Consider the following 23,513-nt stretch of genomic DNA (forward strand, 5'->3'; position numbering starts at 1 on the left):
TAACTGTTAACTGTTAACTGTTAACTGTTGGCTGTTAACTGTTAACTGTTAACTAATGACTACTGACTACTGACTAATGACTACTGACTACTGACTAATGACTAATGACTACTGACTACTGACTACTGACTAATGACTACTGACTACTGACTAATGACTAATGACTACTGACTACTGACTACTGACTAATGACTACTGACTACTGACTAATGACTAATAACTAATGACCAATGACTAATGACTACTGACTAATGACTAATGACTAATAACTAATTTTTTGATTTAGCCGATCGCCATCCTTCTCGCATCCGTCCAAAATTGGTATTAAATTCTTCCCAACCCATAACGCTTCCTGAAATTTCTTCATCCCAGGAAGCCGACAGGACTCCGTAACTCAATCCTAGTACACCCAAACCAAAACAACCCATACTTACTAACAATACGGCTGTGTTTGGTAAATCAAACAAGCCTTTGCTGACTATCAAATAGCTCACAAAAAATGTCGAAATTCCCAAGAGTGTCGGTACACCACAAAATACCGCTATGCGGGATATCATGCGCTTGCTGACCACTTCTGGGATAGATGGGTCCTGTTTTTTCGTTTGGCTGGCTTTGGGCTGCTTATCGGCAGGATTTAGTTCTAATGCTGCGTTTGTTTGTTGCGCTTGGGCGGGTTTTTTAGGGGTTTTTTTACGATTTTTTGCCGGTTCAAAGGGGAGGCGCTGGCGGGGTGGTTCGGAGGACATATTTTATAGCAGAAGGAAGAAGGAAGAAGGAAGAAGGAAGAAGGAAGAAGTAAGAAGGGAAATGCCGTTATAGTAATATTTTCAGCGATTCAGAACCTATTAATTGCTCCTAATCGTCTTGGCGGTTCCTAATGTTTCCAACTTTAAATTTCGGACATTTATTCAGTAGACATCTCCCAAAACTCTTGTGGGGTAGGCATGGGGCCTGCCCTTGACTGACTTTTATCGAGATGACTAATGAATATTGTCGCAAATTTGGGCTTTGGTGTTTAGCCGCGGATGCCTAGACGGGCAATCAATGCTTTGTAGCGATCGACATTTTCCTTTTGCAGGTAAGCCAGCAGGCGCTTGCGACGGCCGATCATCATCATCAAACCGCGGCGAGAAGCGAAGTCTTTTTGGTTGATTTTGAGGTGGGCGCTGAGTTTGCTGATGCGATCGGTCAGCATTGCGACTTGAACATCTGGCGATCCGGTATCGGTTTCATGGGTTTGGTAGTCGCCCATGATTTCTTGCTTGCGTTGTTGTGTAAGAGCCATGAATTGATTTTAGGTTTTTTTGTACTATCTCACAATCCCTGATTATATCACAGGGGAACCACAAACGAGCAAATTTGCGATCGCACTTGCGAGATTAGTCATCGAGGCAGAAACCGGGTTTTTTCCGAAAATACTGCACGTCCAGTCTTAAATACTGATGAAAAACCCGGTTTCTTGAGATTTATCGGCTCAAATAAGTAATGGCCTCTTTGATCCAATCATCGGCATTACTTTTTTTTGCTAAATTACTATCCTGACTCAGGGTTTGCAGCGCTTGCAAGACTTCGGCCGCGGTGTAACCCATCGCCAGCAACACCATTTCCACTTCTTCTTGAATAGCCGCAGGTACTCCGGCGGCGACGGAGGTGGTCAAACCTTCCTGTTGTCGCCATTGTGAAAGTTTACTTTTAAGTTCCAGGGCTAAACGTTCTGCGGTTTTGGTGCCGACGCCTGGGGTTTTGGCGAGGATGCGGGTATTGCCGCCGACGATGGCTTGGACTAAATCTGGCAATCCTAGGGTATCTAAAAGTGCGATCGCCAGTTGAGCACCCACCCCACTCACACTGGTTAACAGTCGAAATAAATCTCGTTCGGTGGCACTACCAAAACCGTATAACACGATTTGGTCTTCTTTAACTTGTTGATGAGTAAAGATTTGGGCAATTTCCCCGGAGGGAGGTAATTGACCAGTCACGCGGGGCAAAATTTGGATTTCATAGCCAATTTGATTGACTTCGAGAGTCAGGATGAGGCGATTACTGCCTTTGGTGATGTCGGCGACAGTGCCTTTGAGATAGCTAATCATAAAAAAATAATATACCCTTTCTCAGTTAGGTGGGTAATCGGTAATCGGTAATCGGTAATCGGTAATCGGTAATCGGTAATCGGTAATCGGTTTACCAATTCTCCATCGTACCTCCTATGAGAACTCGACAGGCTATATACCGTTATTTCAATTCAAAATCAAATTCCGTTTAACGACAGACAAATCTGGTTTCCCAAAATTCACCACAAAAGCGACATTTAAGTTTTCCAAAGATTTGATAAACCACAGGATTTCATCAGCGCCTTTCCTTTCATAGTGATTGAATAAAATAGAAAATCGCTTTTCCAAATCAGGCTTAACTTTACCAGAAAGTAGTACCAATTTCAGCAGTAAACCCATGGTTCTGCTGGGACCTAGATTGTAAACTAAGTCATAAAAAATGTAGTGGCTAGGATGGTGTTCGTTTTCCACTACTAAAAAATTGAATAATTCATGACAAGTCTGAACTAATAACAAATTATTTAATTTCACAGAATCATTTTCACGGAGGGTGTTTTTGATGTATTTGTACAAACGACCGCTGAATTGACGCCGGCCGTATTCAGGTTCCACCGCTGAGATTAAATATTCATACAAATCCACTTTAAATGATTGATAGGAGCGAGTATTTCTGGCCTGTCTTAAGAATAACTGAGCCGACTCTTTGTAAGTGCGATCGCCACTCACCTTTCCTGCAAATTCCCGGACTGCTAAATGTAATTCTGCATCGTTCAAAAGCGTGGGATTGGTTGCGGGGTTTACAATCCCAATTTCGGTCTGTCCCGGCGCAACTAAATAGTTTAAATAAAGAGATAAGTCGGTTTCAAATTGCTGTTGTCTTTGAGATTGCAGTCGTTGGATTGTTTGCTGTTCTTCTGCAATGCTTTCCTTGCTCAACAGAGAATAACCGTATAAATAAGGATATCGAAAAATTATTTCTCCCAAGGTAGTGTGAGTCTGTTTTTGCTGAAGTTGCGAGCCTAGTTCTACAGCTTTTACCAAGCGTTCTAAATTGACAAATTCTTCACTTTTAGTAAATAAATTTATTTGACGCTGCAAGCACTTGACTATGTAAAAATCCATCCCAAATCTGGGTGAAGTTTGCTTAAATAGACCTACCAAATTTGCGATCGCCAATTTGTATTGGGAATTCAATTGCCATCGGTTGATGGGGATGTAACAGCAGCGGTGGAGGATGTATTTAAACTCCTGTTCCGATCGCTTTAGAGAGACTATACTATACAAAGTTGCTTCTATGTCTGGATCGGGATAGCCCATACCATCTATAAATAGCTGTCGGAAACGCTCTATCACCTGTAGCGGCGATTCTGTTTGGACGCAGGATAGTATGTGGTTGTACAGTTTCTGCTCGTCGCGGGTAGCTGGAACAGTCTCTAGGGGTGCTGGGTTGACAATACTACTTTCTGTAATCGTTTCGGAAATTGGTGCCAAAACCACTGCTGGTTTTTCCGGTAAATCTCGATCGGGATGTAAGAAGCTATAGTGTTCTGGACTTAGTTTTTTATTGGCGGCCCACTCTAAGGCTGCTTGCAAACTTTTCCCCGTCAATAGTTGGGACTTATCTTGACGTTCGGAAGCCAGCCATGCTGTGAGTGATGCTTTGTAGGGAGCCAGATTCCCTAACTCTTTTTCTACCCAAAAAACATTGAATACTGATTCATAAATCCGGTTGGCTACTGCTAGTTTATTCCGAGAATCTTTGACAACCAACCCTAATTTTTGTAATTCGATTTGTTCGGGAGATGAATCCGCAGCTACTCCCTCGGTTTCCCCTGATTTTTCAGAAGCGGGGGTTTGCAAAATTTGCTGGTACAACCCTAACAATCTACTGCTGTCGCAGGAGTTATGGAAAATGCCTCGGCGAATTGCAGTTAAATGTTCTGGCTTGTCCCAATCTTCCCAGTTTTTTATAATTCTAATTTTTGCTAATTTTTCAATTTCTTTTATTTCGCAATTTCTGCCAATAAAAGAGCCATACTCAACTACCAACCAGCAAAGCTTTTGAGTCAAAAACGGTTGACCACCAGTCCAATATAATATGGCTTGGAGCACTTTTTGAGGTCTAAATGCTTTGACCGCTAGTCCTTTGGCGAGGGGGAAAGTTTCCTGTAATTCCAATCGGTCTAAATGAATTGATCGTGCTATGTTAAACGGGTTGCACTTGGTGTCTTCGATTAGTTGTGAGGGTAGGGTTATTCCCATCATGGCAAAAGTAATACGCTCGTATTCTTGTTGATGGGTACGCTTACTGTAACAATTTAGAATTAAAGCAAAAAAATCTTTAACACTGAAATTTAAATTGTTAATACTATCTATGTCATCGAGGAGAATTACGATGTTTTGTTGATTTTTAAGTGATTTTAACAGAACTTTTTCGATAAATATCTCTAATCGCTGTACCGGTGAGAGTAGTTCGCGGTCGTTCCACCATTTGAGAGCATCAAACCTATTTGTGAGGTTAAAACTGCTGGCTAGGCGATACATAATTCCCCCATACCACTTTTGCGGGGTGATATTGGGATTGCTGATGGTTTTCAAGTTAACTGCTGCAATCAATGTACCTTCTGCTTGCAGTTTTTTCCCGGTTTGCAGCAGTAGGCTGGACTTTCCGGTTTGTGGCGGACTGAGGACATAGCAGAAGTTCCTGTCTAGGAGTTGTTTGTAGAGTTCTTCGTCTGCGGGCCGCTTGACATAGGTGGGGGCGCTGACGGGGAGATATCCTCCTACTTGATATTGATAAGTTGTGTTTATTTCGGTTGTCACCTGCTGATCGATCAAGACGGTTCACCTCTATTTTGTCCGATTGAAGGGTTACAAATTCCAGTTATTTGCCTGTTGATTTCGTTGAAACTTGGGGTTTCTATTACTCCATTATCTACTAATTATCGTGGTTATTTTCAATCTTTACTGTATCTTTGCAATAGGAAATCTTCCCATGGAGCGATCGTCGTCCGACCCGTTGTGGTTATTTATACTGGTTGACATTATAAGTATGTTGATTTTTACTGGGACGCGATCGAGAATCCCCACATAGCTTTGTATTTAGACTGTGTGTTTACATTGTTTTACAATAATACTTTAAAATTCAGTCGGTGGTATAATGCGATCGGGGAAACTTATAACCTTTAAGTTTCTGCTTTCAGCTACCTTGGCCTTCAGGCCCAGTACCTTTCTACGGAAAATACTGGCTCTGTCATAGCTGGCAATAAAAAACCCCAGCTTGTTGCTGAGGACTGCTTGAGTGGGAGATATCGTTAATCTGCGTTTTTTTAAGTTGACTTAGATCGCATGAAATTTCATCCAGGTAAAAGATGCGCCCTGATGGATTAACTACCCGATGGATTAGCACCCTGATGGCATAACTCCCTGATAGATCGTGGCCCTGATGGCATAAGCTCCACTACCCAAAATATTCGGGTTGGTGGATGATCGTGGATACTACTAACACGTCACTTCCGGCGCGACCGATCGCTCAGGGTGTGCCTGTCTGAATTGATTATGACAGGCAGATTTCTCCAAAGGCAAGTGGGCTATTGCATCAACCCACTTGTGGCTGGTTGGAGTTGCCAAAAAGTGTCAATCTACGCAAATCAGGGTCATCGAAAATGAAATACAGCATCTTAGTTTTAGGCGTACTCGATCTAGGTAGCCCCAGTGTGGCTGGTCTTGCTGCTGGAAAATTTGTTCCCAGTTGTGGGGCTTTGGAGACTTATCCCGACTTCCATTACACTGGAACGAATGAGGATGGGGAGCAAGAAGAGGTAAAAACAGGAAAAGGATAGGAACTTGTAAGGGATGAGGTTATGCCTGTTGTGTACTACCTGTTGGAGGCGGTTGAGACTTCATCCTGCTATCAGTCTACCTAAATTGCAGGTGTGAGTGGGAAAATCAAAAGATGAGGCCAGTCTTGGGATAGATTTTCCCCATCTCTCAACTGAGCTAGCTTCTGATTTTCAGGCCAATCAGTTTTGGCTTCGATCCTATTTAATTTCATAAAAACCCAATGGAAAACACACTCGTGACTACTCGCAGACAGCGGGTATTGACCAGAACCCAGGAACGGCGTCAAGCTACACCCAAAGAAAAAGAGCTGATTCACTTGCTGGCGAATATGGCTTGCAGTTTGGTGAAGTATGACTATCAGCACGCTAGCGGTAAGGGGGTACTCCCGCCATCGGAACGGAAGCTTTTGGCCCAATGGCATTACCTGCGAGTTGAGCAAATTCGCCGGATCGAACGCAGTTTGGAGCCTGTAGCAGCCCTGAAGCGCGTGTATTACAAGAGCATCCTCAGTCCTAGGGATTTGAAGTCTTTGAAACTGCTGTGGACTGAAGAGGACAACAACCGGGTTAAGCGAGTCGATCCTGATTTGGATGACATCCTCAGCGAGGCTTTGGATCGGGGAGATACTTTAAAACAGTTATTTCATTCGATCGAGGTTAAGGAACGTCAATTTTCGGCTACTCCCTGCCCAGGGGTGGTGCCTCTGTGGGTGAAAGAGTGGGAACTTGCGGGATATGATATCAACTATTTTCCGCCTTCGTTCTCTGCGTGGGCTTCGGTAGTGGACGATTAGGCTCCAGAAAACAGTTTTAAATCGGATCGTCGATCGTCAGATGTCGATCCTTAATTTATTTTTGTTTGTTCCCATTCCTGATGACTGTGGGGGAACTCGGATGTTCCTGCCCCTTTGGGGCGGGGACATCCCAACAGATAGAAGTGAATCGGAGTCAGTACCATTGTACAATGGGGGAAAACCAGGGCTTCAGCTAATAGCTGATAGCTGATAGCTGATTGTTTCTCATGACTGACTCGATTTCTACTTCTCCATTAGACTCGGCGGCTGTATCAGCCGAACTCCGCTCTCTGTTGAGGTCGGGTTCGGAAAAAACTCAACTGCAATTTCTGCAACAGATGGCAGATTCCAGTTGGGATGTATTGATGGAATTTTTATTAGAACGCAAGTCGGATGAACCGACGGCAGTAATGGGTAAGGCTTACCAAATTTTGTATAGTGCTAATTCTCCGAGAGCGACGGAGTTTTTGCAAGCGCATTTTCCCACAGGGGTTGTGCCACTGCGATCGGACTCGAATATTGATTACACTCCACTGCAACAATTATTGGCGCTACAGGAATTTCAAGAAGCCGATCGCTTGACTTTAGATAAACTTTGTGAATTGGCGGGGGAAACAGCTTCGGCAAGAAAGTGGCTGTATTTTACCCAGGTGGAAAGTTTGCCCGTGGCAGATTTACAAACAATCAATACACTGTGGAAGGTTCATTCTGAAGGCAAATTCGGCTTTTCGGTGCAACGGGAAATTTGGCTAAGTTCGGGTAAAAATTGGGATAAGTTGTGGCCCCTAATTGGCTGGAAGAAGGGGAATAATTGGACTAGGTATCCCCAAGAGTTTATTTGGGATTTGAGCGCGCCTAGGGGTCATTTGCCGCTGTCTAATCAGTTGCGGGGCGTGCAGCCTTTTTCGGCTTTGATGGCTCATCGGGCTTGGTTGAAATGATGAAAAACGAGTTTGTTTGTGGATGTAGCAACCTTTGCGACATTTAAGTGATTCTCGATCGCTTTTACCCCAAGGCATTCTGCATTCTTCATTCTTCCTGATATCTGAATCTATGTTACTTCCAGACGATCGACGAACCAAGTTAGACGACACCGACGACAACTTATTCTATGCTTATCCCCGGTTTGTGACTCATGTTGACGAGGGATTTATTCAGCAATTAACGGAGTTGTATCGGGAGCGGTTGAAGCCGCATACTCGAATCTTCGATATGATGAGTAGTTGGGTTTCTCATTTGCCAGATGAAATCGAGTTTGCCCATGTTGAGGGGCATGGCATGAATCAAGAAGAGTTGGCAAAAAATTCGAGGCTGAACCATTATTTTGTCCAGAATTTGAATGCAAATCCCCAATTGTCGCTAGCGGATGGCGAGTTTGATGCTGTTGTCAACTGCGTTTCGGTACAGTATTTGCAACACCCCGATCTGATTTTTGCGGAGATTCACCGCATTTTGAAACCGGGTGGTGTAGCAATTATCAGTTTTTCTAACCGGATGTTTTATCAAAAAGCAATTGCTGCTTGGCGAGAAGGTTCCGAGGGCGATCGGGTAGAATTGGTAAAGAGTTACTTTGATGCTGTCAAAGGAGCGAATATACCCGGATTTAGCAAACCGGAAATAATTTGTAAGCAGTCCAATTTACCGAGTTTCATGAAAATGCTGGGAATAGGAAGTGGCGATCCTTTTTATGCTGTAGTTGCTTACCGCCAATCTTAGGATATTGAAGTCGAGTTTTCCTGGTAGGGGAATTAAATTTCCACTGTCAACTTAAAAATGAAAAACACTGGAATATTTTACCTTCCAGGGGGTTAGACTTCAAAATATATAGCCTTTCTCAGTTAGGTGGGTACTAGGTAATCGGTAATCGGTAATGGGTAATGGGGCACTTGGGCTCTAGCGTTGTCGAAGTATAGGGCATTACTAATTACCTATTACCAATTACCTATTACCAATGATGTCACCCTGGATTATTGAGTGATTTACAGTTGAGTTACCACACTCATCAAGCTGTTGACCAAAGAATTTGGGAGTTTTGGGAGAGGGTAATATATTTTATATTAAAACAAAAAATAAATTCTACCTATTGTCTATGAGTAACAGTACAATGTGTCAACATTGATAATGATTAGAAGTAAGCTAAGTTGTATTGGCAAACCAAGAATTTCATGTGATATCGTTAAGCAAAGGGTGAAACTGTCAATCGGAAGATGCGCATAAGCGATTATTTTTAGTAGCCAAATATAAAGAGGTCAACATGGAAACAGAACAAGACCCTAATATCGCAGAAATTAGCACCCAAACCAGACCGGTGCAGCAATTCTCCGCTGAGGAAGGAGAAGAGTCAGGCGAAAAGCCTCAAAAATCTTTGAATATAGCCCCGATCTTGAGGACTTTTCAACGGAAAGCCTTGATAATTATTGGGATTGTAGCCCTAGCAAGTGGTGGCATAGTCTACCAGATAAAAGGTAGCAAGAAAACCTATCAAGGTGATTTTCGGATGTTAGTGGAACCGGTAACAACCGAAGCTAGGATTGCCGATCCCTCTGCCTTGGCGAATCGCGAAGGCGGAGTGCCGAGTCGAGATTTTTTTAGTCTTGATTACGCAACTCAACTGGAAATTCTCAAGAGTCCTCAAATGCTCTCAGAGATTACCAAACAAGTCAAAAAGCACGATCCCAAATTTACTGAAGAGCTTCTCAAACAAGGATTGCTAGTATTGCGCCTTGGAGATACTGAACTCAATAAAACTAAAATTTTGGAAGTGAGATTCTTGGGTCAAGATCCTAAGTTAGTGGAAGTGGTTTTACAAGCAACTAAAAAGAAATATTTAAAGTACAGTCTTGACGAACGCAAAAGTCGCATTGGTGAAGGTGTTAAATTTATTGAAGACCAGCTTCCAGGACTTAACAAGCGCGTCAACGATTTAAAGTCGGAGTTGCAGATTATCCAACAGCAGCAAAGGATCGCCGATCCGAAAGAACAAGGAGCGCAATTGATCCAGCAAGTTCGGAATATAGAAACCTTACAACTAGAAACCCAAAGGCTGCTAGAAGAGCAGAAGATTCTGTATGCAAACTTGCAAAAACAATTGGATTTTACACCAAATGAAGCTATTGCAGCGTCAGCTTTAAGCGAAGAACCTCAATACAAAGAGCTGCTGACAAAGGTTAAGGAAGTAGAAGGTCAGATTGCGGTAGAAACAGCTCGGTTTAAGTCGGCGAATCCGATAGTGGAAGCTTTAGAGCGGAAGCGGGCAAATTTAATAGCATTACTAAATAAGCAAACTGACAGAATTTTGGGTCAAAATTTAGTAGGAACTCAGGCTAATTCTAAAGTTCAAAATTTCCAGAATTCCATTCGTATTGGCTTGATTAAGCAATTGGTTGATACTGCTAACCAAGTTCAAGTTTTAGAGGCTCGCAATCAAGCGATTACGCAGACAAGAAACAATTTGGATCGACAAGCAAAAGAATTTCCTACCGTAGCCAGACGCTACAACGAACTGCAACAGCAACTAGATATAGCTGCGCGCACGCGGGATCAACTTTTGACTCAACGGGAAACGCTACGGGTGCAAGCGGCTCAAAGTCAAGTACCTTGGGAAATAATTTCTGAGCCTCAAATACCGCGAGATCCTGATGGGAAGATGATTCCTGTGGCATCTAAAAATACCAATAAATTAATGATGGGGGTGCTTGGGGGGCTAGTTTTGGGTCTGGTGCTGGCGATAATCATCGAAAAAATACAGAATACATTTTACGGTGCTGACGATGTTAAAGATGCAGTCGATTCCCCTTTGTTGGGTGTAATTCCTGTCAACAAAACTGCTAAAAATTTCTATCCGTCTATTGCAAATGCCTATGAGGTTCTGGAAAACAAGGAGAATAAGTATAAAAAAAATGCTGCGGAATTTATAGAAGCTTTTGACTCTCTTTATACTAACATTCGCTTTCTGTCTTCCCATCGGGCGATCGCCTCTTTGGTCATCGGTTCGGCTACAGCGGGGGAAGGCAAATCTATCATCGCTTTCAATTTAGCTCATGTGGCCGCGCTAGCAGGTCAGCGAGTGCTGTTAGTAGATGCAAATTTGCACGATCCCAGTCTTGATTTGCTGTTAAGTTTGCCCAATGCAAAGGGATTGAGCGATTTGTTGCAAAATAAAATTGAATTTAAGGAAGCGATTCAACGATCGCCTGTAGCGGATAATTTGTTTGTACTAACTGCGGGGATTCCTCAACCGGGCACTTCCAGACTGCTGGCTTCGTCTCAGATGCAGTATTTAATGGCAGAATTTAATGGGATATTTGACTTGGTGATCTACGATACGCCCCCGCTGGTTGAGAGTAAAGATGCTAATTTTTTGGCGGCACGGACTGATGGCATACTGATGGTGGTATCAATTCTCAAGGTTAAGAATTCTGTAGTGAAGAAAGTTTTCGCTCAATTAGAAAACTTTGGTATTCCTTGTTTAGGAACCGTTGCCAATCATATTGGTAAATCCAAAAAATATCAAGCTTCAAAAGCACCTGTACTGGCAGATAAAAATCAATATTTGAATTTTACCCCAGTCCCTACCAGTCTGCCTAAATTAGCTCCTAAAAAAGAGTGAGTTGGATGCTGGTTTGACTCACCAATGATTCGGGAGTTGTGATATTGAGTAGAAAAGATTAAATGTCAAATTTAGGGTATACCTCAGTTTATGAAACCATATCAGCAAATAGCGATCGATGAATGCGGAGAAGCTTTAGTGGCAATTCCGGCTGACATATTTGCTTTGGAACAGCCACATCCCTATCAAAAATTAGGGGCTCCTTATCAGGAAAGCAAAGTTGATTCTCCTTACTATCTACGCCAAGGAGTTATAGATTGTTTGATGGTGGCTCAAAAACGGTTGCAGCAAGATTATCCTGATTGGCGAATTCTGATATTTGATGCTTATAGACCAGTGGAAGTGCAGCAGTTTATGGTGGATTTTACTTTTGCTGAAATTGCCAAAGCTCAAGGCTATGAATTGCCAGTTTCCGAAGACAAAAGACAAGTAATTCTAGAGCAAGTGTATCAATTTTGGGCGGTACCGAGTCTCGATCGCGCTACACCGCCACCCCATAGTACGGGTGCAGCCTTAGATGTGACTTTAGTCGATCGCCAAAACCTGCCAATTGACATGGGTTCTCCCATCGATGAAATATCAGAACGTTCTTATCCTGATTATTTTGCTAGCAGTAATGAGCCAGCCGAACAAGCATTTCATTGTCGGAGACAAATATTAAAAAATGCGATGATTGCTGCTGGTTTTCGACAGCATCCTCACGAGTGGTGGCATTTTTCCTTGGGAGATCAGATGTGGGCTTGGTCCATGGCTGAACAACAGGGGGACAAACAATTTGTCGCCCGATACGGCCGTTATTAAGGGAAGGAAGAAGTTCCTCAAGGTATTGACGGTGGCTGTGATTTTGCTAAAGGGTCGATCGCCCTCAATGAATGGTATCAGAATAGACCCAGACTCTTGCCACGGGAGTAATGGTGCTTTAAGATGAACGAAAGCGAACAAGTGCAGACAAATCCAGTCAGCACCGCAAACCAAGCAAGGATAACTCAGAGTTAACCAAATGAAAGCATTAATCCTCTCTGGCGGCAAAGGAACACGCTTGCGTCCCCTCACCTATACGGGTGCAAAGCAGTTGGTTCCTGTGGCAAATAAGCCCATACTGTGGTACGGAATTGAGCTAATTGTGGCGGCAGGGATTACCGATATTGGGATTATTGTTAGTCCCGAAACTGGTGAAGAAGTGAAAGCGAAAACCGGAAATGGCGATCGCTTTGGTGCGAAAATTACCTATATTTTGCAGGAAAAACCAGCGGGATTAGCTCATGCGGTTAAAATCGCCCAACCATTTTTGGGAGATTCTCCGTTTATCATGTACTTAGGAGACAACTTAATTGAAAGTCAACTAAATCCGTTTTTAGAGACTTTTAACAACAACAAATTAGATGCTTTGATTATGCTGCGGCAGGTGGCGAATCCTACTGCTTTTGGTGTAGCCACAGTGGATGAAAAAGGACGAGTATTGCAGCTAGTAGAAAAGCCGAAAGTCCCTCCTTCTAATTTAGCATTAGTTGGGGTTTACTTTTTTGCTCCCACGATTCACGAGGCGATCGCCCAAATTCAACCATCTGCCCGTGGCGAACTAGAAATTACTGATGCAATTCAACAGCTTATTAATCAGCAAAAAAAAGTAGAAGCTTCCAATCTAGAAGGTTGGTGGTTGGATACGGGGAAAAAAGACGATTTGCTAAGTGCTAACCAAATTATCCTAGATAGCTGTATTGTAGCTTCGACAGAATTAAAAGTAGATGCAAAAAGTCAAATTACCGGGCGAGTACAAATTGGCAAAAGCAGTGAAATAATTAACTGTACGGTACGCGGACCTGTGGTAATTGGGGAAAATTGCCACATTGAAAATTGCTTTATCGGACCTTACAGTAGTATTGCCGATCGAGTCACGATGCTTGATGCGGATATCGAACACAGTGTCATCTTGGAAGGTGCTAAAATATCAGGGATTGAGCAACGAATTGTGGACAGCGTAATCGGCCAGCGAGCTCAATTAACTAATGCTCCTATCCGTCCGAAAGCGCTGAGGTTTATGATTGGGGATGACAGTCAAATCGAGTTGGTGTAAGTTTGGATATTGCCAATATCGGAAGCAATCATGCTGTTTGATACCAAATCCTGCCTTGTTACCCCCTCTATGATTCGGCGGTTGAAACCGCTACTACAAAAACGAAGTCCGCCGACGCGGACTAAGAAATAAAGGGGGTTTTTAACCAGGATTTGGTATGACAAGAAATAAATGTTTTTGTGGGGTGGGCATTCTGCCCGCCCTGGAACAGGTTAAGATGGGTGTTCCCCAAGCATCGATACTAAGTTATCTAAAGGAGAGAAAAGTTTGCAGTCTGAAGAAATACCAACTCAACAAATAATTGATAAATTACGACAAACTTTGGAACCACGAATTGGTATTGTTGATTCGCCATTGTCTGTGAGAGAAAAAAGTGCGATCGCCCTTGAGGAAGAAGATGAAGATATCGCTCTGTTAAAAACTGGTTTTGATATTTACAATATCCCAATTACCTCTTACCAAAGGAGGCTTGGTTCCGCAGTAATCGCCGTTAGAAAAATAGTCAGAAAATTGCTCAGACCTGTACTAGAAAGACAAGTAATTTACAATTTTGCCAATACCCGCGTCGTTCAAACATTGAGCAATCAATTGCAAAAATTGCAGGAGAATCAGCAAAGCCTAGAGAAAAAAATTCAATCTGAATTTAGCAACGAGTCTCCTGAAGTTAGAGCTAAACTTGAGATGCAACAAGCAGGGATCGCAGCACTGCAATCTGAAATAGAGCAAATAAAAGCTATACAGGAGCAGCATTCTGCTATGTTAGAAGAAATCCAGGAGAGATTGCTCGATCTACCGCGATAAAATATCAAAAATGACCCCAAACAATTTTCGTTTCCTAAGTCTCCAAATTTAGTCGCGAGAGTAATCTAAGTTCTAAAATCTAAAATCCAAAATCTAAAATTTGATGACGACACTACCAATATGCTCGCTAATTATAGTTAATTATAACGGTTTTCGCCAAACTAAAGATTGCTTAAAATCGCTACAAAAACTTGCGTATCCAGAAGAAAAACTCGATTTAATTTTAATAGATAACTGTTCTCAAGACGACTCAGTTGAATCTTTGCGAAAATGCTTTCCCAAAGTTCGTATTGTGGTAAATTCTGCCAACAACTTTGCTAAAGCTCTTAACTTGGGTATCAGCCAAGCTCAAGGACAGTACATCGCATTTCTAAATAACGATGCTACCCTGGAAAGTTCGTGGTTAGAAATTTTAGTTAAAAAACTAGAAACAAACCCCAAGGTTGGTGCTGCTAGTGGGAAATTGCTGTTCAAAGATGGGCGAATTAATAGTGTGGGAATTCAGCAATTACCTAATTTTTATTGGCGAGATGTGGGCTTTGGGGAGAAAGATGCAGGACAATATGATACAGAACGCAACGTAGAAGGTTTGTGTTGGGCTACGGTGCTGTTTCGTAGGAAATGTCTGGAAGATGTGGGACTGATAGACGAAGATTTTGTGATGTATTTTGAGGATGTTGAGTTTGCGAAACGCTGTCAAAAGCGGGGTTGGGAAATGCTTTATACTCCCGATGCGATCGCACATCACGAATACCGAGGTTCAAGTCGGGGAAGCAAACTCACGGAGTATTTTTGTAATCGCAATCGTTTTTTGTATTTGGCAAAACACGAACCTTTGCAATTAGTTTCTGCGATTCATACTTCGGATTTTTTTACGAATAAACAGTATGATTTGTTGTTCGAGAGCATATTTGTAGCAATTAAAAAATTGCTAGAGTATCAGAAGCCGGAAATAGTAGAAACTGTGCTGTCGCAATTGTCGGAAAAGTTGGCGGTGATTTATAGTCGGCTAAAAGTCGATCGCATTTTGTCTCGGTTACAGGTGGTTCGAGGCGATCGCCAAATGTCGATCGGGATTTACGATCACGGACTGCATTTTATTGGTGGGGGACAAAAATATGTAGCGACAATAGCTTCCCTGCTGCAAAATCAATTTAGTATCACTTTTATTACTAACAAACCAGTGGTGATTTCGGATTTAGAATCCTGGTACGGACTCAACCTTTCCCAATGTCAAATAAAAGTTATTCCGTTGCAGTTTTACGAAAAGCGCGGAATGCAGTGTATTGATTCCAGCATGATTACCGATGACTTGGAAAATCCCTTTGATGAAATTGCCAAAGAAAGCAAAAATTATGATATTTTTGTGAACGCTAATCAACTGGAAAAAGTCAAACCATTGTCCCCAATTTCGGTATTTTTCTGCCACTTTCCCAATACTTTTCGCAACCGTCATTTTGCGGTTGATGACTACACGTTCATGATTGCTAACAGTCAATTTACTGTTAAGTGGTTGGAGAAACGCTGGGATCTAAAACCAACTTTTTTACTTTATCCGCCTGTAGAAATGACAACTTCTCAAGTCCAGAAAGAAAACATTATTTTAGCTGTGGGACAGTGGGAAGCTGGGGGAACCAAAAAGCAAATTGAATTAATTAAAGCTTTTCGCAGTTTGCGCGAGAATTATCCAGAAAAACTGCAAGGATGGCGACTAGTTTTGGTGGGAAGTAGTGTTCCCCGCAATCCTTATTTAAAGACTGTTCAAAATTTATTGAAGCAAGATTCCAGGGCGATCGAACTTAAGGTCAATGCTGACTTGGATGAAGTAAAATCGCTTTATGCTAAAGCCAGTATATTTTGGCACGGCTGCGGTTTGGGAGAAGTCAATCCCCAAAGATTTGAACATTTCGGGATGGCGACGGTGGAAGCAATGCAAAACCGTTGTGTTCCGATTGTTTTCAACGGTGGTGGACAACCGGAAATTGTGGAACATGGGCGATCGGGTTTTTTATTCAACACTGTGGAGGAACTGTGTCACCATTCCCATCAACTGATTGCTAATCCTGATTTGTTAGTAGAATTTCAAGGGTTTGCTGAACAACGTGGCGAAGGTTTTAGCAGTGCATATTTCGAGGCAAAAGTCAAGCAATTTTTTGAGATAATTCGCCAAGAATATGCTACAATTCCTCTGCCCAATCCAGGGTATGTTGCTCAAATGCTCGATGTCGATCGCGATCGATAAATTGCTCCGAGGCGGGTTTTACCAACAATATTTAATGATGACAAACAAGTGATATAAACCAGCCCCCACACCGCCAATAACTTACACCAAATCTGACTTCTTTCCAACCATAAAAATCTACATTTTGATTCTTAGGCGGGTTTAGGAGATTATGGGTTTTCGGCAATTATGGTTGGTGAAACCCGCCCCTACAATATAGATAAATTGTCTTACCTAAAATCATGTCCAATTCACTGTTAATTAACTTGTCATTTTTAACTCCCCAACCAACGGGAATTGGCATCTATGCAGCAAATCTGTTTCCCCAACTTGAAAAGCTAGAACCAACCTTACTTAGTTCCCAACAGATTGAGGATTATACTTGCTATCAAATTCCCGGAAATCTCACCCCGGATAGCGGCAGCAAAGGACAGATTAACAGAATATTGTGGACTCAATTTAACTTACCTAAAATTTACCAAAAATTGCACTCAAGCCTGATATTTTCTCCAATTCCCGAAGCACCGTTGTATTCAGGCTGCCGCTACATAGTCACAGTACACGATTTAATCCCTTTGCGATTTCCCCAAAAATTTTCGCGTTTGACAGCTTATTTCCGCTACTATATACCCCAGGTTTTGCGACAAGCAGAACACATTATTTGCGATTCTCAAGCTACGGTGGAGGATGTGGCTCAATTTTATCAAATTCCGACTCAAAAAATGACGGCAATTCCCCTAGCTTGCGATCGCCTTAATTTTAGATATTTAGACTTACCAGTCAAAAATTATTTTCTTTATACAGGGAGACACGATCCTTATAAAAACCTGGAAAGGTTAATTGCGGCCTTTGCGAGTTTGGGCGATCGCGAAAATTACGAACTTTGGCTATCGGGGCCAAGCAATGCGTACACACCACAATTGATAGCACAAGTTGCAGAATTAGGACTAGAATCTGCCATCAAATTTTTGGGTTACGTTCCCTACGATCGATTACCCATACTAATGAATCAAGCCATCGCCCTAGTTTTCCCCACACTTTGGGAAGGATTCGGCTTACCAATTTTAGAAGCAATGGCTTGCGGCACTCCTGTAATTACCTCCAACCTGTCATCAATGCCAGAAGTGAGCTCAGATGCGGCATTATTAGTAAATCCTTACAACGTTGGAGAAATCGCCGCAGCGATGAAAGCCCTAGCCACAGATTCAAAATTGCGATCGCACCTAAAGACTGCTAGTTTAGCTAGAGCAGAGCAATTTAGCTGGAACAAAACCGGAGAAGCCACTACCAATATTTTACAAAAATACCTTTAAATATTCTCTCTTAATCTCTCCCCTCTGCGCCCTCTGCGCCCTCTGCGGTAAAAAAAAATCTTACAACAATATTTGTAGGAGCGGGTTTTACCAAAAATCTTGAATTCCCACAAACAATTCATATAAACCCGCCCCCCACAATAGATAACCTGCATCAACCTTTTCTTTGATTAAAAGCGAAAAATGTACATTCTGATTCTTCCTTGGGCGGGGGCGGGTTTACGAGATAATTGGTTTGAGGCCGAGATGGTTGGTGAAACCCGCCCCTACAGCCAATAATAAATCACTCTTTTGTCAACACAAAAACACTTCCTTCATTCCCGCGCCCAATCCGCAAATCGCTATCCAAATAAGTAATATCCAGCCATCCCTGCTGTTCCCGTGCATCCAGCCCGAAATCGACAGCAGTGAACTTTTTACCCGACTCAATATCATTGATAAATTTGACAGGAGATTCATAGCCAATCAAGCTGCGTAAACCTAAAATTGACCGCTCAAATTTTACTTGCACTCGACGTTCTGAAGTTGCTTCAAATTTTGCCGCTACGCTAACTATTCCCTCCAAATAAGGCAATCCGTAAAGTTCGGCAATGTTATAAATTTTAGATTCTTCAACTCGGATACATTGATAAATTTGACCTAGTTTTAACAAGGGAAAACCGTCTAGATTCAGCAGTGCGCGGCTGGTGGTGTACAATAACCGCCAATCGCCATTTAAAAGCTCTGTGGCTTCCACAGGGCGCGGTGTGGGGTTGAAATCTTCCAATTGGGCGATCGCACTTAAAATCGCTTGTTTATCGCTAGCCGTCGCCAGCAAACCACGATTTTTACCCGCAATTATTTCTAATAGTCCAGATTTTCCAATCATAGTTTTGTTGGGTTGACGGTTGACGGTTGGCTGTTGACGGTTGACTGTTGACTGTTGACTGCTACAAATAACCAATAACCGATAACCCTTTCGACCCTTCGACTCCGCTCAGGGTAAGGCAAATAACCAATAACTAATAACCAACAACTAAGATATCAAACTTCACTAAATAAAGTAGAGTTCGATACAGAGAGGCTAATTCTTGCTCGTTTTTGGCATAGCGTCTGATAACTTCCCCGACGCTGACAGCACCTTCTTGCTTAATTGTCTCCAATATCTCCATCTGAATGCTAACAGAAATTCTCCGGTCTTGACCAAAACTGGTAAACCAAATGGTTTGTAACTCCCTCAAAAGTTCCGGTGTGGCTATTTTACCCAGACTCAGCATCATCTCATTGCTTAAAGTTCGAGTCGAATAATGGCTTAACACCCGAAATGGATCGTCACCCAGGGGATAAGGTGGCATTCCTGGTTTTACAGGGGCAGATTCCGGTGCCTGAAGGCGAATTTCTGCCAATTCTCGCCACAACTGTTCGTAAGCCGCAATTACCACTTTCCAATCATAAACTTCCCTGGCTCTTTGTCGGGCATTGTCCCCCATCCGCTTTCTCAATTCACTGTCTGCAATTAATTGGCACAAAGCGCGAGTGCAAGCATCGATGTCAACTGCTGTGGCTAGGGAAGTATGACCCATGTAAGTGGGCCAATTTAAACTATCATCTAGATAATTTATGGCTAAGTCTAAACAAGATTCCGGTGGTGGTATCAGTGTGGGAATTCTGAAACCATCTATTTCATGGCGGACTGATTCTTTGTATCCGTTCCAATCGGAGACTATACAAGGCAATCCATTCGCCATCGCTTCAATGGGGGTCAGCCCAAAGGTTTCTTGAATGTTGTCGGAAAGTGAAATAAAAATATCGGCAGCCGACCAAATATTGACTCTAATTTCTGGCTTTCTTCCGTCTAATAAAATAGTATTTACTGAGGGACAAAATACTTGGGCGCTGTTTTTAAAGTCGGGTTCTTCTCTCGGATCTTCGATCCAACCGGCTTGGATTAAGTGAATTTTAGTCTTGGTTTGTTGCGCTGCGCCTTCCAAGGCCATGTACATTGGTACCGGATGAGCTTTTGCGGAAAAGGTTAATCTCCCGACAAATAATACGACTATATCGTCGGCAGAAATTCCGAGTTCTTGCCGCTGTTGGTGGCGACTATTGAGTGCATCCACGCCTTGTGCAAAGGCGCTGCAATCGACTCCTAGGGGAATAACTGGCAATTTGACCAAAATTTCGGGTTTACCGCCTGTACGCTGTGCTAGGTACTCGCCCCAGCTAGTCATTACTTGTTCGACGGTGTGTTTGACGGCGGCAGAGGTGCAGATGAGGGCATCCCAAGGTTGTACTGGTGCGGTGACTAAATGGCCGATCGCATCCATGACATACTTAGTTGCGATCGTGTGGGTAACGCCGCAAACGCTGTAGGCCCGCTGATTGACAAATCGACGTCCCCAAACCATGTCTGAAAGAGCTGGATCGGGTCGGTAAATTGTACCAGGCGCAGATAGCAAATCGGGTCGCTCTTTCTGAATCCACCGGACTTTCCGAGGTTGGGACAGCCAGGGCTGAATGCGGGTACAAAACTCTTGAAATGTTGCTTCGCTGTCGGCGCAACAGTAGAGAGAGTCCGCAGTGCCGTGTTGGACTAAGCTTTTGAGAAATCCTTCTCCGGCGGAATGACGCCCTAGAAGCCTTTTGCCACCTGTGTCGTAGCCATCCTTGGTGTATAAAACTGCTGCTGTTATGTCCATTTTCCAACTAAAATATTACTGCAAAAAGATGATGACTCGGAGCGGATTTTGTGCTAATCTAGCGCGCAAGCCTGGGTACGATCGCCTTAACCATAGGCCATCGTACCTCGATCCGGAACCAAAAGGAGCCTGTGGTATAATGCTTTAGCTCTGCTAAATACCCGATTTCCAAGGCTACATCAAAGTAGTGGTCAGGCAAGCAAATTACCTCAATTCGATCGAGTATTTGTGTTTAAAAACCGAGAATTATGTACAACCCATCTCTGCGTCAAATACCCCGCCATCTTCCTGCTGATGTAATTCCATTAAAGCAGCAATCTTCTCTGTTAGATTGGCTGGAATCTACCAATCGCCTGTTAGCAAGGGATGTTCAAGAACCGGACTATCTACACGAAGAAGAAATCTCGGAATTGATGGCAGTTGACGACAACCCCTATGATGACTTAGACGACGAAGTTGATGACGATGTGGCTGCTGGCGATGACTAACGACTAATAGACATCTCCTAAAAATAAAGTCAAGAACAAGCTGGAGGGCTGGTTCCACAATAATTACGGGAGAGGTCTAATACCGACTAATAGGGTGCAGGACTTAGCTAGTAACAGGGAAGAAAAAAACTCATAACTTCCCCGATAGTCAATGCCATACCCAAATTACCAAAATGTCAATTTTCTTGTTATCAAATGGTGTGTGGTGAGGAGTTTTATGGATAACTTTTTGGATGAGAAAGTTTCTTTGAGTATGCCTTTAAAACTTACAGGCAGGAATTTATTCCTGCTGCTGAGTTTGGGGCTCGGCATTGCATCTATCGGTTTAGATTTGGCCGCGGGTAGATTTTTAAATTCACCTACATCCCTATTTATGCCGCTAGTTGTTTGTGCTTTGTGCGCAGCGGGTTTGGGTTCTGTAGTTGTACCTTTACTTCAAAAACTCAAAGCCGGACAAATAATCCGCGAGGACGGCCCTCAAGCACACTTGAAAAAAGCAGGAACCCCCACCATGGGAGGCATATTTTTTGTGCCTGTAGGAGTCGCTGTAGCCTTACTTTGGTCTAGGTTTAACTCTGATGTGGTGGCAGTTTCGGCTCTAACTTTAGCTTACGGTTTTATCGGCTGGTTAGATGACTGGCAAATTCTGCGCCGCAAGTCGAATAAAGGTATTTCTCCTCGGATGAAGTTGGCTTTGCAAATAGGTTTTGCTGCTCTATTTTGTCTGTGGCTAATGTTTCATCAACCCACTATTTCTACAAATATTCCTTTGCCATTTGGGATAGTATTGCCCTTAGGTTTGCTGTTTTGGCCGCTAGCTGGTTTTGTGCTGGTTGCTGAAAGCAATGCTACTAATCTTACGGATGGCGTTGACGGGTTAATGGGTGGTTTGGGGGCGATCGCACTTTTGGGATTAGGTGCATCTGTAGCTTCAACTTCACCCGAATTAATGATATTTTGTGTCTGTATGAGCGGCAGTTGTTTGGGTTTCTTGACTCACAACCGCAATCCAGCCCGCGTGTTTATGGGCGATACGGGTGCCTTGGCCTTGGGAGGTGCTTTGGCTGCGGTAGCTTTATTAACTAATAGCCTTTGGGTATTATTAATCATCAGCATCATTTTCTTGGTAGAAACGCTGTCAGTCATAGCTCAAGTCAGTTATTACAAGGCTACCAAAGGGCCCGATGGCATCGGCAAGCGTCTGTTAAAAATGGCTCCTCTGCACCATCATTTAGAGTTGTCTGGCTGGTTGGAGACTCAGGTGGTTGGTATCTTTTATTTGACTAACGCCTTGCTGGTGTTAATGATTTTGATATTGACGGGCAACAGTTAACAGCGGATTGGGTAAGGGATTGTGCAGGGGATGTAAGAGATATTTTATACTATTCTTGTGGAACAGGCATCCTGCCTGTTCTTGACAAGCTTTTTGGGAGATGTCTAATGGAACTTAATAACGCTTTTTAATTATTTGAACGAACCGCGAAGACGCGAAGAGCGCGAAGGAAGAGTTGTTTTGAATGATTAAAATGTTTTTACCGGAAGTTTCGGTGGTAGTGCCAATTTACAACGGTGAGAGGGATTTGCCGGATTTAATTGAGTGCTTGCGATCGCAAATTTATCCACCAGACAAAGTAGAATATCTCTTAGTAGACAACAACAGTTGCGATCGCACTTCAACAATTATCCAAACAGCAGTCTCTAACCCCCCCTCAGTCCCCCCCTTGGTAAGGGGGGGAGGTAAGATAGGAGTTTCTAACCCCTCTTTACCAAGAGGGGGAGGGGATTTGGATAGAATAACTATTCGCCACCTCACTGAAAACCAGATTCAAAGTTCCTACGCCGCCCGCAACCAAGGAATTCACAACTCGAAAGGTGAAATCATTGCCTTTACTGATGCAGACTGTCGCCCGGAATCTGAGTGGTTGGAAAATTTAGTTCAGCCTTTTGTGAATCCAGAAATAGCGCTTTCCGCCGGGGAAATACTCGCATTGCCCGGTAAAACTATTTTAGAACAACACGCCGATCGCCAAAATACTCTATCTCAAAAACATACACTCGCTCACCCTTTTTGTGCTTACGGCCAAACTGCCAATTTAGCTGTACGCAAAAAAGTTTTAGCACAAGTTGGTTTATTTCGCCCCTACCTTACGAGTGGTGGCGATGCGGATTTGTGCTGGCGGATTTTGCGGGAAACATCTTATCAATTGCATTTTGCCGAAAGTGCCATTGTGCGACACCGACACCGCAGTACATTAAAACAGTTGCAAAGTCAATGGTATCGGTACGGTGAATCTAATAAATACTTGCACGAACTCCACGGTGTCGATTTGATGCGAGAATTGACAACACAGGAATATTTGTATCGGCTGGCGAGGTGGCTGTTGAAGGAATTGCCGGTTGCTGCGGTGAAGCGCGCGATCGACAGGAAGAATCTGGTAGATTTGTTGAGTACACCGATCGGTCTAGTGAATGTTAGGTCAAGGGCGATCGGACAGCTAAGAGCGAAACTCCCCGAATCAGCTTGGGAAATTGAGCCGTTTTAATATTTTAGAGCAATCAATCATGGATTCCATCGAAAGTGCGATCGACCGTTCTCGCTTTGTATACAACCTTGTTTATCAATAAGTAAAAAAACTGATACT

General features: G+C 43.0%; 19 protein-coding genes. 13 read left to right on the forward strand and 6 right to left on the reverse strand.

Annotated features, from left to right (window positions below):
* Positions 1-269 precede the first annotated feature (269 nt).
* The 4 genes from P2A85_RS21550 to P2A85_RS21565 form a co-directional block, all read right to left on the reverse strand.
* A complete protein-coding gene (locus tag P2A85_RS21550) occupies positions 270-746 on the reverse strand; it encodes a PAM68 family protein (protein WP_377475422.1) in 477 nt (158 codons plus the stop codon).
* Between the two features lie 269 nt (positions 747-1,015).
* Positions 1,016-1,285 carry a 30S ribosomal protein S15 gene (rpsO, locus tag P2A85_RS21555; protein WP_340523640.1) on the reverse strand — a complete coding sequence of 90 codons (270 nt, stop codon included), beginning with the start codon at positions 1,283-1,285 and terminating at the stop codon, positions 1,016-1,018.
* A 181-nt stretch (positions 1,286-1,466) separates the two neighbouring features.
* The gene (gene ruvA, locus P2A85_RS21560; RefSeq protein WP_377475423.1) at positions 1,467-2,090 is read right to left on the reverse strand and encodes a Holliday junction branch migration protein RuvA; all 624 of its coding nucleotides are present in this window, start codon (positions 2,088-2,090) and stop codon (positions 1,467-1,469) included.
* A 147-nt stretch (positions 2,091-2,237) separates the two neighbouring features.
* Positions 2,238-4,874 (reverse strand): AAA-like domain-containing protein, encoded by a 2,637-nt coding sequence (locus P2A85_RS21565; protein ID WP_377475424.1) that lies wholly within the window; start codon positions 4,872-4,874, stop codon positions 2,238-2,240.
* Between the two features lie 842 nt (positions 4,875-5,716).
* Between P2A85_RS21565 and P2A85_RS21570 the strand changes: the two genes are divergently transcribed.
* The 10 genes from P2A85_RS21570 to P2A85_RS21615 all read left to right on the forward strand — a co-directional run bounded on the left by P2A85_RS21570 (position 5,717) and on the right by P2A85_RS21615 (position 17,705).
* Entirely contained in the window at positions 5,717-5,893 is a 177-nt protein-coding gene (locus tag P2A85_RS21570) for a hypothetical protein (RefSeq protein WP_377475425.1), read from the forward strand.
* 221 nt (positions 5,894-6,114) lie between these two features.
* Entirely contained in the window at positions 6,115-6,687 is a 573-nt protein-coding gene (locus P2A85_RS21575; protein ID WP_340523647.1) for a hypothetical protein, read from the forward strand.
* A 227-nt stretch (positions 6,688-6,914) separates the two neighbouring features.
* Positions 6,915-7,628: a GUN4 domain-containing protein gene (locus tag P2A85_RS21580; RefSeq protein ID WP_340523649.1), complete on the forward strand. Its 714-nt coding sequence runs from the start codon at positions 6,915-6,917 to the stop codon at positions 7,626-7,628.
* Positions 7,629-7,740: 112 nt separating this feature from the next.
* Positions 7,741-8,403, forward strand: coding sequence for a class I SAM-dependent methyltransferase (locus P2A85_RS21585; RefSeq protein ID WP_377481623.1), 663 nt, complete (start codon positions 7,741-7,743; stop codon positions 8,401-8,403).
* Between the two features lie 538 nt (positions 8,404-8,941).
* Positions 8,942-11,296, forward strand: a complete 2,355-nt coding sequence (locus P2A85_RS21590) for a GumC family protein (RefSeq protein ID WP_377475426.1) — start codon at positions 8,942-8,944, stop codon at positions 11,294-11,296.
* A 90-nt stretch (positions 11,297-11,386) separates the two neighbouring features.
* The gene (locus P2A85_RS21595; RefSeq protein WP_377475428.1) at positions 11,387-12,097 is read left to right on the forward strand and encodes a M15 family metallopeptidase; all 711 of its coding nucleotides are present in this window, start codon (positions 11,387-11,389) and stop codon (positions 12,095-12,097) included.
* 199 nt (positions 12,098-12,296) lie between these two features.
* Entirely contained in the window at positions 12,297-13,370 is a 1,074-nt protein-coding gene (locus P2A85_RS21600) for a glucose-1-phosphate thymidylyltransferase (RefSeq protein WP_377475429.1), read from the forward strand.
* Between the two features lie 267 nt (positions 13,371-13,637).
* On the forward strand, positions 13,638-14,171 hold the full coding sequence (locus P2A85_RS21605; protein ID WP_377475430.1) for a hypothetical protein: 534 nt from the start codon (positions 13,638-13,640) through the stop codon (positions 14,169-14,171).
* 103 nt (positions 14,172-14,274) lie between these two features.
* The gene (locus tag P2A85_RS21610) at positions 14,275-16,413 is read left to right on the forward strand and encodes a glycosyltransferase (RefSeq protein ID WP_377475431.1); all 2,139 of its coding nucleotides are present in this window, start codon (positions 14,275-14,277) and stop codon (positions 16,411-16,413) included.
* A gap of 221 nt (positions 16,414-16,634) precedes the next feature.
* Positions 16,635-17,705, forward strand: a complete 1,071-nt coding sequence (locus tag P2A85_RS21615) for a glycosyltransferase family 4 protein (protein ID WP_377475432.1) — start codon at positions 16,635-16,637, stop codon at positions 17,703-17,705.
* A 283-nt stretch (positions 17,706-17,988) separates the two neighbouring features.
* On the opposite strand, the gene P2A85_RS21620 is transcribed toward P2A85_RS21615, so the two are convergent.
* Both P2A85_RS21620 and P2A85_RS21625 read right to left on the reverse strand, forming a co-directional pair.
* Positions 17,989-18,573: a PAP/fibrillin family protein gene (locus P2A85_RS21620; protein WP_377481627.1), complete on the reverse strand. Its 585-nt coding sequence runs from the start codon at positions 18,571-18,573 to the stop codon at positions 17,989-17,991.
* A gap of 133 nt (positions 18,574-18,706) precedes the next feature.
* The gene (locus P2A85_RS21625) at positions 18,707-20,383 is read right to left on the reverse strand and encodes a glycosyltransferase (RefSeq protein ID WP_377475433.1); all 1,677 of its coding nucleotides are present in this window, start codon (positions 20,381-20,383) and stop codon (positions 18,707-18,709) included.
* 248 nt (positions 20,384-20,631) lie between these two features.
* Between P2A85_RS21625 and P2A85_RS21630 the strand changes: the two genes are divergently transcribed.
* The 3 genes from P2A85_RS21630 to P2A85_RS21640 all read left to right on the forward strand — a co-directional run bounded on the left by P2A85_RS21630 (position 20,632) and on the right by P2A85_RS21640 (position 23,414).
* Entirely contained in the window at positions 20,632-20,871 is a 240-nt protein-coding gene (locus P2A85_RS21630) for a DUF3134 domain-containing protein (RefSeq protein WP_340522256.1), read from the forward strand.
* Between the two features lie 217 nt (positions 20,872-21,088).
* The gene (gene mraY / locus P2A85_RS21635) at positions 21,089-22,204 is read left to right on the forward strand and encodes a phospho-N-acetylmuramoyl-pentapeptide-transferase (RefSeq protein ID WP_377475434.1); all 1,116 of its coding nucleotides are present in this window, start codon (positions 21,089-21,091) and stop codon (positions 22,202-22,204) included.
* 184 nt (positions 22,205-22,388) lie between these two features.
* A complete protein-coding gene (locus P2A85_RS21640; RefSeq protein ID WP_377475436.1) occupies positions 22,389-23,414 on the forward strand; it encodes a glycosyltransferase in 1,026 nt (341 codons plus the stop codon).
* Positions 23,415-23,513 lie beyond the last annotated feature (99 nt).

Source organism: Microcoleus anatoxicus, assembly GCF_042465725.1.
Classification (GTDB): domain Bacteria; phylum Cyanobacteriota; class Cyanobacteriia; order Cyanobacteriales; family Microcoleaceae; genus Microcoleus; species Microcoleus anatoxicus.

What these genes read in the sequence shown, in the direction of transcription:
- P2A85_RS21550 (WP_377475422.1), bottom strand. Translation starts at nt 746, where the DNA reads ATGTCCTCCGAACCACCCCGCCAGCGCCTCCCCTTTGAACCGGCAAAA.
- rpsO (WP_340523640.1), bottom strand. Translation starts at nt 1,285, where the DNA reads ATGGCTCTTACACAACAACGCAAGCAAGAAATCATGGGCGACTACCAA.
- ruvA (WP_377475423.1), bottom strand. Translation starts at nt 2,090, where the DNA reads ATGATTAGCTATCTCAAAGGCACTGTCGCCGACATCACCAAAGGCAGT.
- P2A85_RS21570 (WP_377475425.1), top strand. Translation starts at nt 5,717, where the DNA reads ATGAAATACAGCATCTTAGTTTTAGGCGTACTCGATCTAGGTAGCCCC.
- P2A85_RS21575 (WP_340523647.1), top strand. Translation starts at nt 6,115, where the DNA reads ATGGAAAACACACTCGTGACTACTCGCAGACAGCGGGTATTGACCAGA.
- P2A85_RS21580 (WP_340523649.1), top strand. Translation starts at nt 6,915, where the DNA reads ATGACTGACTCGATTTCTACTTCTCCATTAGACTCGGCGGCTGTATCA.
- P2A85_RS21585 (WP_377481623.1), top strand. Translation starts at nt 7,741, where the DNA reads ATGTTACTTCCAGACGATCGACGAACCAAGTTAGACGACACCGACGAC.
- P2A85_RS21590 (WP_377475426.1), top strand. Translation starts at nt 8,942, where the DNA reads ATGGAAACAGAACAAGACCCTAATATCGCAGAAATTAGCACCCAAACC.
- P2A85_RS21595 (WP_377475428.1), top strand. Translation starts at nt 11,387, where the DNA reads ATGAAACCATATCAGCAAATAGCGATCGATGAATGCGGAGAAGCTTTA.
- P2A85_RS21600 (WP_377475429.1), top strand. Translation starts at nt 12,297, where the DNA reads ATGAAAGCATTAATCCTCTCTGGCGGCAAAGGAACACGCTTGCGTCCC.
- P2A85_RS21610 (WP_377475431.1), top strand. Translation starts at nt 14,275, where the DNA reads ATGACGACACTACCAATATGCTCGCTAATTATAGTTAATTATAACGGT.
- P2A85_RS21615 (WP_377475432.1), top strand. Translation starts at nt 16,635, where the DNA reads ATGTCCAATTCACTGTTAATTAACTTGTCATTTTTAACTCCCCAACCA.
- P2A85_RS21620 (WP_377481627.1), bottom strand. Translation starts at nt 18,573, where the DNA reads ATGATTGGAAAATCTGGACTATTAGAAATAATTGCGGGTAAAAATCGT.
- P2A85_RS21625 (WP_377475433.1), bottom strand. Translation starts at nt 20,383, where the DNA reads ATGGACATAACAGCAGCAGTTTTATACACCAAGGATGGCTACGACACA.
- P2A85_RS21630 (WP_340522256.1), top strand. Translation starts at nt 20,632, where the DNA reads ATGTACAACCCATCTCTGCGTCAAATACCCCGCCATCTTCCTGCTGAT.
- mraY (WP_377475434.1), top strand. Translation starts at nt 21,089, where the DNA reads ATGGATAACTTTTTGGATGAGAAAGTTTCTTTGAGTATGCCTTTAAAA.
- P2A85_RS21640 (WP_377475436.1), top strand. Translation starts at nt 22,389, where the DNA reads ATGATTAAAATGTTTTTACCGGAAGTTTCGGTGGTAGTGCCAATTTAC.